Raw genomic sequence first — 11441 nt, forward strand, 5'->3', positions numbered from 1 at the left:
TCGGGATGGACGATTACCGCGCGAGAGCCCGGCAGAAATCGACGATGCGTTGCGCGCCCTCGACGCATTCGGGGGTGCCCGCGACGAGCGCGATCCGGATGAAATCGCGGCCCGGATTCGTGCCGTGCGCATCGCGCGCCAGGTACGAGCCGGGCAGAACCGTCACATTATAGTCGGCGTACAGGCGGCGGGCGAACTCGGTGTCCGACAGGCCGGTGCGCGACACGTTGGCCCACAGGTAGAACGCGGCGTCGGGCAGTTTCACGTCGATCACGTCGGCGAGCATCGGGGTGACCGTATTGAACTTCTGCAGGTACAGCGCGCGGTTCTCGCGCACGTGCGCCTCGTCGTTCCACGCGGCGATGCTCGCGTGCTGCCAGACCGGCGACAGCGCCGCGCCGTGGTACGTGCGGTACAGCAGGAATTGCTTCAGCAACGCCGCGTCGCCGGCGACGAAGCCCGAGCGCATGCCCGGCACGTTCGAGCGCTTCGACAGGCTCGACAGCATCACGAGCCGCTCGAAGCCGCGGCCGAGGCGGTGCGCGGCCTCGAGGCCGCCGAGCGGCGGTGCGGCTTCGTCGAAATAGATTTCCGAGTAGCACTCGTCGGACGCGATCACGAAACCGTGGCGGTCGGACAGCGCGAACAGTTCGCGCCAGTCGTCGAGCGTCAGCACGGCGCCCGTCGGGTTGCCCGGCGAGCACACGTACAGCAGCTGCGTGCGCGCCCAGACGTCATCCGGCACGGCCGCGTAGTCGCACGCGAAGTTGCGGGCCGGGTCGCTGTTCGCGAAATAGGGTTCGGCACCGGCCAGCAGCGCCGCGCCTTCGTAAATTTGATAGAACGGATTCGGACAGAGTACGATCGCCTTCTCGCCGTGCGCGGTCGGGCGGGCGTCGATCACCGTCTGCGCGAGCGAGAACAGCGCCTCGCGCGACCCCGACACGGGCAGCACCTGCGTGGCCGGATCGATCGCCGGCAGCCCGTAGCGGCGCTCGAGCCAGTGCGCGATCGACGTGCGCAGCGCGTCCGAGCCGGCCGTGGCCGGGTACGACGCGAGGCCGTCGAGGGCGGCCACCACGGCGTCGCGGATCCACGCCGGCGTCGCGTGCTTGGGCTCGCCGATTCCGAAGCTGATCGGTTTGAGGTCGCCGGAAGGCGTCACGTCCTTGAACAGGGCGCGCAGCTTTTCGAAGGGATAGGGCTGGAGCGAGTCGAGTCGAGGGTTCACGGGCGAAGCGGCCATCGCGGCCGGTTGGAGCGAAAGAAGCGGCGGGCGTGCCGCACGGCTGCGAACGGGCGCCGACGGCGCGGGTCGCAACGGACGATTATAGCGTGACGGAATGCGGTCACGGCCGGCCGGAACGGCGGCCAGGCCCGCCGAATAAAGGGAATGAAGGGTATTGAACCAAATGAATAACGCGGTACGCGGCAGCCTGCCGACGCTGGCCATCCTGATCGGCGCATCGGTATGGGGCCTGATCTGGTATCCGTTGCGGATCCTCGCGTCGCTCGGCGTGACGGGTACGCTGGCCAGCGCGCTGACGAGCCTCGTCGCCTTCCTGTTCGTGGTCGTCGCGCGGCGCCGCACGATCGCGACGCTGCGCTGGCACTGGGTGCTGCCGGGCATCGCGTTGACGGCCGGCGTGACGAACCTCGGCTTCGTGTGGGGCACGATCCACGGCGAGGTGCTGCGCGTGATGCTGCTGTTCTACCTGACCCCGGCCTGGACCGCGGTCTACGCGCACTTCCTGTTGCGCGAGCGGCTGACCTGGGCCGGCGCGGGGCTCGCGGCGCTGTCGATCGGCGGGGCGATGCTGATGCTGTGGTCGCCGAAGCTCGGCCTGCCGCTGCCGGCCAACCCGGCCGAATGGGCCGGCCTCGCGGCCGGGCTGAGCTTCGCGATGAGCAACGTGCTCGTGATCAAGGCAAGCCGCGAACTGCCGGAGATGCGCGCGGAAATGCGCACCGCGACGCTGTTCGGCGGCGCGGCCGTGTTCGGCGCGATCGCGTCGCTGTTCGAAGGGCTGCCGGCCGCACCGGCAGGCGGCCAGCTCGGCGTGGCCGCGCTGATCATCGCCGCGATCGGCGTGACGATGGCGTCGAACAACCTGCTCGTGCAATACGGCCTCGCCCGCGTGCCGGCGAACCGCGCGTCGATCATCATGCTGTTCGAGATCGTGATCACCGCGCTGTCGGCGTGGGTGTTCGCCAGCGAGCTGCCGACCGCGCGCGAATGGGCGGGCGGCGCGTGCATCGTGCTGGCCACGCTGCTGTCGAGCCGGGTCCATCGTGCCGCGCCCGCATCGGGCAAACCCGGCGACGGTCGGGACGGCGCACGCGCGATGGTATGATGGAAGCCGTTTGCGGGGCCCAACGCTGGATGCGCGCGGCCCCGTTTTTGAATTCCGGGGCGCGTCGCGCGCAGGGGCCCTCCGGCCCCGCGCAGTGCGGCCTCGTCCGTTTCACACCTTCTTCACATCCGATACCGCCGTGCGTCTGAGCTCGATCAAACTCGCTGGCTTCAAATCCTTCGTCGATCCCACGCATTTCCAGGTTCCGGGCCAGCTTGTCGGCGTGGTGGGCCCGAACGGGTGCGGCAAGTCCAACATCATCGATGCCGTGCGCTGGGTGCTCGGCGAGTCGCGCGCCTCCGAGCTGCGCGGCGAGTCGATGCAGGACGTGATCTTCAACGGCTCGACCGCACGCAAGCCCGGCAGCCGGGCCAGCGTCGAGCTGATCTTCGACAACTCCGACGGCCGCGCGGCCGGGCAGTGGGGCCAGTACGGCGAGATCGCCGTGAAGCGCGTGCTCACGCGCGACGGCACGTCGAGCTACTACATCAACAACCTGCCGGCGCGCCGCCGCGACATCCAGGACATCTTCCTCGGCACGGGCCTCGGGCCGCGCGCCTACGCGATCATCGGGCAGGGCATGATCGCGCGGATCATCGAGGCGAAGCCGGAAGAGCTGCGCGTGTTCCTCGAGGAAGCCGCCGGCGTGTCGAAGTACAAGGAGCGCCGCCGCGAAACCGAGAACCGCCTGCACGACACGCGCGAGAACCTGACGCGCGTCGAGGACATCGTCCGCGAGCTCGGCGCGAACCTCGAGAAGCTTGAGGCGCAGGCCGTCGTCGCGACCCGGTACAAGGAACTCGTCGCCGACGGCGAGGAGAAGCAGCGCCTGCTGTGGCTGCTGCGCAAGAACGAGGCCGCCGGAGAGCAGCAGAAGCAGCAGCGCGCGATCGAGCAGGCGCAGATCGACCTCGAGGCGCAGACGGCGAAGCTGCGCGAAGTCGAGGCGCAGCTCGAGACGCTGCGCGTCGCGCACTACTCGGCAAGCGACGCGATGCAGGGCGCGCAGGGCGCGCTCTACGAGGCCAACGCCGAGGTCAGCCGCCTCGAAGCCGAGATCAAGTTCATCGTCGAATCGCGCAATCGCGTGCAGGCGCAGATCGCCGCGCTGAACGCGCAGCGCGAGCAATGGCGCGCGCAGGCCGAGAAGTCGCAGGACGAGCTGGAGGAGGCCGAGGAGGCCCGCGCGATGGCCGACGAAAAGGCCGCGCTCGCCGAAGACAACGCGGCCGCGAAGCACGATGCGCTGCCGGCGCTCGAAGCGAAGTGGCGCGACGCGCAGGCGCAGCTCAACGACGAGCGCGCGCGGATCGCGCAGACCGAGCAGTCGCTGAAGCTCGAGGCGGCGCACCAGCGCAACGCCGACCAGCAGCTGCAGCAGCTTCAGCAGCGCCACGAGCGCCTGAAGAGCGAAGCGGGCGGGCTCGACGCGCCGGACGAGGCGCAGCTCGAGGAGCTGCGCATGCAGCTGGCCGAGCAGGAAGAGATCCTCGCCGAAGCGCAGGCGCGCCTGGCCGACGCGCAGGAAACCGTGCCGCGCCTCGACGGCGAGCGCCGCGCCGCGCAGGAGCGCGTGCAGGCCGAAGCCGCGCAGATCCACCAGCTCGAGGCGCGCCTCGCCGCGCTGAAGCAGCTGCAGGAAAACGTGCAGACCGAAGGCAAGGTGCAGCCGTGGCTCGACAAGCACGAGCTGGGCGCGTTGCCGCGTCTGTGGAAGAAGCTGCACGTCGAGGCCGGCTGGGAAGCGGCGCTCGAGGCCGTGCTGCGCGAGCGCCTCGCGGCGCTCGAAGTGTCGAATCTCGACTGGGTGAAGGCGTTCGCGACCGATGCGCCGCCGGCGAAGCTCGCGTTCTACGCGCCGCCCGCGGCCGGTGAGCCGCCCGCCGCGGTGGCCGGGCTGCGTCCGGTGCTGTCGCTCGTGCGCATCGACGACGCGGGCATCCGCGCGGTGCTCAACGACTGGCTCGGCAGCGTGTACGTCGCCGACGACGTCGCGCAGGCGCTTGCCGCGCGTGCGCAGCTGCCGGCAGGCGGCGCGTTCGTCGTGAAGGCCGGCCATATCGTCACGCGCGTCGGCGTGCAGCTGTACGCCGCCGATTCGGAGCAGGCCGGGATGCTGGCCCGCCAGCAGGAAATCGAAAACCTGACGCGCCAGGTGCGTGCGCAGGCATTGCTCGCCGACGAGGCGCGCACGGCCGCCGTGCGTGCGGAAGCCGCGCACACGCAGGCCACGCAGGCGCTCGGCGACGTGCGCGCGCAGGCCGAACGTGCGACCCAGCGCGTGCACGCGCTGCAGATGGACGTGCTGAAGCTGGCGCAGGCGCACGAACGTTACACGCAGCGCAGCACGCAGATCCGCGAGGAACTCGAGGAAATCGGCGCGCAGATCGAGGAGCAGCGCGCGCTGCGCGCGGAATCGGAAGCGAATTTCGAGCGCTTCGACGGCGAGCTCGCGGAGCTGCAGGCGCGCTTCGAAGACAACCAGCTCGCATTCGAATCGCTCGACGAATCGCTGACGCAGGCGCGCCAGGAATCGCGCGACCTCGAGCGCGGCGCGAACGACGCGCGCTTCGCCGCGCGCAACGCGGTGACGCGGATCGACGAGCTCAAGCGCAGCATCCAGGTCGCGCACGAGCAGAGCGAGCGCGTCGCCGGGTCGCTCGAAGACGCGCGCGCCGAACTCGAGACGATCAACGAGCAGACCGCGCACACGGGCCTGCAGGACGCGCTCGAGATTCGCGCGGTGAAGGAAGAGGCGCTGCAGGCCGCACGGATCGAGCTCGACGACCTGACCGCGAAGCTGCGCGCGTCGGACGAGCAACGCCTCGTGGCCGAGCGCTCGCTGCAGCCGCTGCGCGACCGCATCACCGAGTTGCAGCTGAAGGAGCAGGCCGCGCGCCTGTCCGTCGAGCAGTTCGCCGAGCAGCTCGCGACGGCCGAGGTCGACGAGGCCGCGCTGTCCGCGAAGCTGACGCCGGACCTGAAGCCGTCGTACCTGCAGGGCGAAGTCACGCGCCTGAACAACGCGATCAACGCGCTCGGCCCGGTGAACATGGCCGCGCTCGACGAGCTGAAGGCCGCGAGCGAGCGCAAGGTGTTCCTCGACGCGCAGTCGGCCGACCTGATCGACGCGATCACGACGCTCGAGGATGCGATCCACAAGATCGACCAGGAAACCCGCACGCTGCTGCAGGGCACCTTCGACGAGGTCAACCGCCATTTCAGCGACCTGTTCCCGCGTCTGTTCGGCGGCGGCCAGGCGAAGCTGATCATGACGGGCGACGAGATTCTCGATGCCGGCGTGCAGGTGATGGCGCAGCCGCCGGGCAAGAAGAACGCGACGATTCACCTGCTGTCGGGCGGCGAGAAGGCGCTGACCGCGACCGCGCTGGTGTTCGCGATGTTCCAGCTGAACCCGGCGCCGTTCTGTCTGCTCGACGAGGTCGACGCGCCGCTCGACGACGCGAACACCGAGCGTTTCGCGAATCTCGTGCGCGCGATGTCCGACAAGACGCAGTTCCTGTTCATCTCGCACAACAAGATCGCGATGGAAATGGCGCAGCAACTGATCGGCGTGACGATGCAGGAGCAGGGCGTGTCGCGGATCGTCGCGGTGGACATGGAAACGGCCGCGGGTTTTGCCCAGAATTGACGTTTGACGAAACCGGATCGCGTTCGCGCGGCGCATGACGCGCCCGTTCGCGGTCCCGACAAAAAGAATTGCTGATGGAGCGTGCATGGACGAGTTGACACTCGGTTTGATCGGCGCGGGTGCTGTCGTGGTGGGCGGCGTCGTGGTCTACAACGCGTGGCAGGGCGCGAAAGTACGGCGCAGGATGCCGCGCCCGATGCCGGAGGAAGCGGCCGAGGCGATGAACCGCCCCGAGCGCGACGAAGAGTTGCCGTTCATCGAGCCGGTGCGTCAGCCGGTGCGCCGCGAGCCCGCGGCTCCGGTCGCGGCCGCCGCCGCTGCGTCGGCGGATGTCGCGCGCGTCGAACCGACGTTCGGCGGGGTCGCACCGGCCGACACGCCGGCCGATCTGCAGGCCGAGGCGACCGGCGGCGATACGCCGTCCGAGGCGATCGAACCGGCCGCCGGTGAAGCGGCCGCACACGCCGCCGAGCACGCGGCAACCGGCGAGGCGGCCGAACCGGTCGAGCCGACCGAACCCGTGATCCCGGCCGCGACGACGATTTCGTCGGCGCCGCCCGCGATCGTCGATCGCCGGATCGATTGCATCGTGCCGATCCGCCTCGCCGGGCCGCTGCCGGGCGACAAGATCCTGCCGGCCGCGCAGCGGCTGCGCCGCGCGGGCAGCAAGCCCGTGCACATCGAAGGCAAGCCGGAAGGCGGCCAGTGGGAGCTGCTGCAGAACGGCGTGCGCTACGAGGAACTGCGCGCGGCCGCGCAGCTCGCGAACCGCAGCGGCGCGCTCAACGAACTCGAATTCTCGGAATTCGTGACGGGCGTCCAGCAGTTCGCCGACACGATCGACGGCGCCCCGGAATTCCCGGACATGATGGAAACGGTCGCGATGGCGCGCGAGCTCGACGCGTTCGCCGCGCAGTGCGACGCGCAGCTGTCGATCAACGTGATGTCGGACGGCGCGCCGTGGTCGGCGAACTACGTGCAGGCGGTCGCGTCGCAGGACGGGCTGCTGCTGTCGCGTGACGGCACGCGGTTCGTGAAGCTCGACGCGAAGCAGAACCCGGTGTTCATGCTGCAGTTCGGTGACACGAACTTCCTGCGCGACGACCTGACCTACAAGGGCGGCAACATGATCACGCTGGTGCTCGACGTGCCGGTTGCCGAAGAGGACATCCTGCCGTTCCGGTTGATGTGCGACTACGCGAAATCGCTGTCCGAACGGATCGGCGCGCGCGTCGTCGACGATTCGCGCCGGCCGTTGCCGGAATCGACGCTGCTCGCGATCGAGCAGCAGTTGATGAAGTTGTACGCGAAGCTCGAGGAAGCCGGCATCCCGGCCGGTTCGGCCGTCACGCGCCGCCTCTTCAGCCAGTAACGCGACGGCGCGGACGGCGGGCGTGCGCGCCACCGTTCGCCGCCGCGGCGCACCCCCTTCCGTGTGCGCCGCAACACGCTCGTCGGGCTTGCATTGCACGCCCCGTCGCGGCGTCAAACTGAGATAATCGGGCATCCGATTTTTCAGAACGAATCTGCCGCCAGCATGGCCCGAACCCAAGCCGAACCGCCAGCCAGCCAGCCCGACGCGCGTGCCGCGTGGCTGCGCGACCAACTCGAGCGGGCGAACCACGCCTATTACGTGCTCGACCAGCCGGATCTGCCCGACGCCGAATACGACCGGCTGTTCCTCGAACTGCAGCAGCTCGAAACCGACCATCCCGAACTCGTGACGCCCGATTCGCCGACGCAGCGCGTGGGCGGCGAGGCGGCCGGCGGCTTCACGCCGGTCGTCCACGACGCGCCGATGCTGTCGCTGAACAACGGCTTCGCCGACGAGGACATCGTCGCATTCGACAAGCGTGTCGCCGATGCGCTCGACAAGCCGACCGATCTCGCCGGCTCGGTGACGGAACCCGTCGAATACGCGTGCGAACTGAAATTCGACGGTCTCGCGATCTCGCTGCGCTACGAGCAGGGCGTGTTCGTGCAGGCTTCGACGCGCGGCGACGGGACGACGGGCGAGGACGTGACCGAGAACGTGCGCACGATCCGCTCGATTCCGCTGAAACTGAAGGGCAAGCACGTACCGGCCGTGCTCGACGTGCGCGGCGAGGTGCTGATGTTCAAGCGCGATTTCGCACGCCTGAACGAACGCCAGCGCGCGGCCGAGCAGCGCGAATTCGCGAACCCGCGCAACGCGGCGGCCGGCAGCCTGCGCCAGCTCGATTCGAAGATCACCGCGCAGCGTCCGCTGTCGTTCTTCGCGTACGGGATCGGCGTGCTCGACGGGATGCCGATGCCCGACACGCACAGCGCGCTGCTCGACTGGTACGAGTCGCTCGGCCTGCCCGTGAACCGCGAGCGCGCGGTCGTGCACGGCGCCGAGGGCTTGCTCGATTTCTTCCGCCAGGTCGGCGAGAAGCGCGAGTCGCTGCCGTACGACATCGACGGCGTCGTCTACAAGGTCAACCGGCGCGACGAGCAGGAGCGCCTGGGCTTCGTGTCGCGTGCGCCGCGCTTCGCGCTCGCGCACAAGTTTCCCGCACAGGAAGCGCTGACGAAGCTCGTCGCGATCGACGTGCAGGTCGGCCGTACCGGCGCGATCACGCCGGTCGCGCGCCTCGAGCCCGTGTTCGTCGGCGGCGCGACCGTGACCAACGCGACGCTGCACAACGAGGACGAAGTGCGCCGCAAGGACATCCGGATCGGCGACACCGTGATCGTGCGCCGCGCGGGCGACGTGATTCCCGAGGTGGTCGGCGCGCTGCTCGACCGGCGTCCGGCCGACGCGGCCGAATTCGTGATGCCGACCGAATGCCCGGTGTGCGGCTCGAAGATCGAGCGCCTGCCGGACGAGGCGATCGCCCGCTGCACGGGCGGCCTGTTCTGCCCGGCGCAACGCAAGCAGGCGCTGTGGCACTTCGCGCAGCGCCGCGCGCTCGACATCGACGGGCTCGGCGAGAAGATCATCGACCAGCTCGTCGAGCTGAATCTCGTGCGCACGCCGGCCGACCTGTTCAATCTCGGTTTCGCGACGCTGGCCGAGCTCGACCGCTTCGCGGAGAAGTCCGCGCAGAATCTGCTCGACTCGCTCGAGAAGGCGAAGCACACGACGCTGGCGCGCTTCATCTACGGCCTCGGCATCCGCCACGTCGGCGAATCGACCGCGAAGGATCTCGCGAAGCATTTCGGCTCGCTGACGCCGATCATGGACGCGTCGATCGAGGAACTGCTCGAAGTCAACGACGTCGGCCCGATCGTCGCCGAGTCGATCCACCAGTTCTTCGCGGAAGCGCACAACCGGACGGTGATCGAGCAGCTGCGCGCGCCGGGCAAGGTCACGTGGCCGGAAGGGCCGCCCGCGCCGAAGGCGCCGCAGGGCGTGCTGGCCGGCAAGACGGTCGTGCTGACGGGCACGCTGCCGAACCTCACGCGCGATGCCGCGAAGGAGATGCTCGAGGCGGCGGGCGCGAAGGTCGCGGGCTCGGTATCGAAGAAGACGGATTACGTGGTCGCGGGCGCCGAAGCCGGCAGCAAGCTCGCGAAGGCCGAGGAACTCGGCATCCCCGTGCTGGACGAAGACGGTCTGCACCAACTCCTGGAGGGCAATACGCCATGATTCGCGAGATCCTGAAGATGGGCGATCCGCGCCTGCTCGACATCGCCAAGCCGGTCGAGCAGTTCGATACCCCCGAACTGCACGAAATCGTCGCGGACATGTTCGAGACGATGCATCACGCGAACGGCGCCGGGCTGGCCGCGCCGCAGATCGGCATCGGCCTGCAGATCATCATCTTCGGCTTCGGCAACAACAACCGCTACCCGGACGCGCCGCCGGTGCCGGAGACCGTGCTGATCAACCCGAAGGTCGAGTACATGCCGCCGGACATGGAAGAGGGCTGGGAAGGCTGCCTGTCGGTGCCGGGCATGCGCGGCGTCGTCAGCCGCTACGCGAAGGTGCGCTACAGCGGCTTCGACCAGTTCGGCGCGAAGATCGACCGCGTCGCCGACGGGTTCCACGCGCGCGTGGTCCAGCATGAATACGATCACCTGATCGGCAAGCTGTATCCGATGCGGATCACCGACTTCACGCGCTTCGGCTTCACCGAGGTGCTGTTCCCGGGGCTCGACCCGACCGACGACGACTGATCGTCCGCGTCCGGCGGACAAGAAAAAAGCCCGCTTGCGCGGGCTTTTTCATTGCATGGCGCACCGGGTGTGCCCGCGCTCAGAACGTCTCGTCGGCCGACAGGTAGCGCCATTGGCCTTGCGGCAGCGCGCCGAGCATCACGCGGCCCATGCGCACGCGCTTCAGGCCGATCACGTCGAGGCCGACCAGTTCGCACATGCGGCGGATCTGGCGCTTCTTGCCTTCGCGCAGCACGAAGCGCAGTTGCTCGCCGTTCTGCCAACTGACCATCGCGGGCTTCAGCGCGACGCCGTCGAGTTCGAGGCCGTGGCGCAGCTTCGCGAGCGATTCCGCCGGGAAGTGCTGGTCGATGTCGATGAGCCGCTCGCCGAAGCGCACGCGCACCAGGTACTCCTTGTCGATGTCCGACTGCTCGCCGATCAGCTGCTTCGCGATCACGCCGTTCTGCGTCAGCACGAGCAGGCCGGTCGAGTCGATGTCGAGCCGGCCGGCCGGCGCGAGCGCGTGCAGGTGTTGCGGCGAGAAGCGCACCGGCGAATGGTCGCCGCTCCAGCGGTTCGCGCGCGTGATCAGCACGGCCGCCGGCTCGTAGCCGTCTTCGGCCTGACCCGAGACGTAGCCGACCGGCTTGTGCAGCAGGATCGTCACCTGCGCGGCCTGCGCGGCGCTCGCGCGCTCGTCGATCTCGATCTTCTGGTCCGCGCGGACCTTGGTGCCGAGCGTGTCGATGCGTTCGCCGTCGACGAGCACCCAGCCTTTTTCGATCCATTCGTCGGCTTCGCGGCGCGAGCACATGCCGAGCTCGGACATCCGCTTCGACAGGCGCATCAGGCCCGTTTCGTCGCCGTAGTCGACGTCGGCCGACGCACGCTTGACCGGTTGCGCGGTCTTGACCGCGCCGAACGAGCGGCGCTCGCCATCGCGTGCGGGACGGGCCGGACGGTCGCCGAAGCTGCGCTTCGCGCCTTCGCCGGATGCCTTGTCGCGATAGGACGGACGCTTGCCGTCGTCGGCGCCTGCGCGGCGCGGGCGCGCATCGTCATCGCGGCGCGGCGGACGATCGGACGACGGGCGGCGGTCGCCGAAGCTGCGTTTTGCGCCTTCGCCGGCAGCCTTGTCGCGATAGGACGGGCGTTTGTCGTCGTCGCCACCCGCACGGCGCGGGCGGGCATCGTCGTCACGACGCGGCGGACGGTCGGACGACGGGCGGCGGTCGCCGAAGCTGCGTTTTGCGCCTTCGCCGGCAGCCTTGTCGCGATAGGACGGGCGTTTGTCGTCGTCGCCAGCGGGG

General features: G+C 69.2%; 7 protein-coding genes. 5 read left to right on the forward strand and 2 right to left on the reverse strand.

Annotation, left to right across the window (positions count from 1 at the left end; all coding sequences use genetic code 11):
* Nucleotides 1-13 precede the first annotated feature (13 nt).
* Nucleotides 14-1246 (reverse strand): succinyldiaminopimelate transaminase, encoded by a 1233-nt coding sequence (gene dapC / locus AC0KUR_RS35605; RefSeq protein WP_473377213.1) that lies wholly within the window; start codon nucleotides 1244-1246, stop codon nucleotides 14-16.
* A 166-nt stretch (nucleotides 1247-1412) separates the two neighbouring features.
* On the opposite strand from dapC, the gene AC0KUR_RS35610 reads away from it, so the two are divergent.
* The 5 genes from AC0KUR_RS35610 to def all read left to right on the forward strand — a co-directional run bounded on the left by AC0KUR_RS35610 (nucleotide 1413) and on the right by def (nucleotide 10149).
* Nucleotides 1413-2354: a DMT family transporter gene (locus tag AC0KUR_RS35610; protein WP_034188855.1), complete on the forward strand. Its 942-nt coding sequence runs from the start codon at nucleotides 1413-1415 to the stop codon at nucleotides 2352-2354.
* A 139-nt stretch (nucleotides 2355-2493) separates the two neighbouring features.
* The gene (gene smc / locus AC0KUR_RS35615; RefSeq protein WP_069706326.1) at nucleotides 2494-6006 is read left to right on the forward strand and encodes a chromosome segregation protein SMC; all 3513 of its coding nucleotides are present in this window, start codon (nucleotides 2494-2496) and stop codon (nucleotides 6004-6006) included.
* An 85-nt stretch (nucleotides 6007-6091) separates the two neighbouring features.
* Nucleotides 6092-7378: a cell division protein ZipA C-terminal FtsZ-binding domain-containing protein gene (locus AC0KUR_RS35620; RefSeq protein ID WP_124610091.1), complete on the forward strand. Its 1287-nt coding sequence runs from the start codon at nucleotides 6092-6094 to the stop codon at nucleotides 7376-7378.
* A gap of 165 nt (nucleotides 7379-7543) precedes the next feature.
* Nucleotides 7544-9619: an NAD-dependent DNA ligase LigA gene (gene ligA / locus AC0KUR_RS35625; RefSeq protein ID WP_473377214.1), complete on the forward strand. Its 2076-nt coding sequence runs from the start codon at nucleotides 7544-7546 to the stop codon at nucleotides 9617-9619.
* On the forward strand, nucleotides 9616-10149 hold the full coding sequence (def, locus tag AC0KUR_RS35630) for a peptide deformylase (RefSeq protein WP_034188851.1): 534 nt from the start codon (nucleotides 9616-9618) through the stop codon (nucleotides 10147-10149). Before ligA ends, def begins: the two co-directional genes overlap by 4 nt.
* A gap of 79 nt (nucleotides 10150-10228) precedes the next feature.
* Here def and AC0KUR_RS35635 read toward each other — a convergent pair.
* On the reverse strand, nucleotides 10229-11441 hold a 1213-nt coding region (locus tag AC0KUR_RS35635; RefSeq protein ID WP_473377215.1), incomplete at its 5' end, for a pseudouridine synthase.

The sequence above is a fragment of the Burkholderia sp. YHN3-13 genome, from assembly GCF_055810675.1.

Bases quoted from the DNA above. Each gene is read 5' to 3' on its own strand.
- ligA (WP_473377214.1), top strand. From the start codon at position 7,544: ATGGCCCGAACCCAAGCCGAACCGCCAGCCAGCCAGCCCGACGCGCGT.
- AC0KUR_RS35620 (WP_124610091.1), top strand. From the start codon at position 6,092: ATGGACGAGTTGACACTCGGTTTGATCGGCGCGGGTGCTGTCGTGGTG.
- AC0KUR_RS35610 (WP_034188855.1), top strand. From the start codon at position 1,413: ATGAATAACGCGGTACGCGGCAGCCTGCCGACGCTGGCCATCCTGATC.
- dapC (WP_473377213.1), bottom strand. From the start codon at position 1,246: ATGGCCGCTTCGCCCGTGAACCCTCGACTCGACTCGCTCCAGCCCTAT.
- def (WP_034188851.1), top strand. From the start codon at position 9,616: ATGATTCGCGAGATCCTGAAGATGGGCGATCCGCGCCTGCTCGACATC.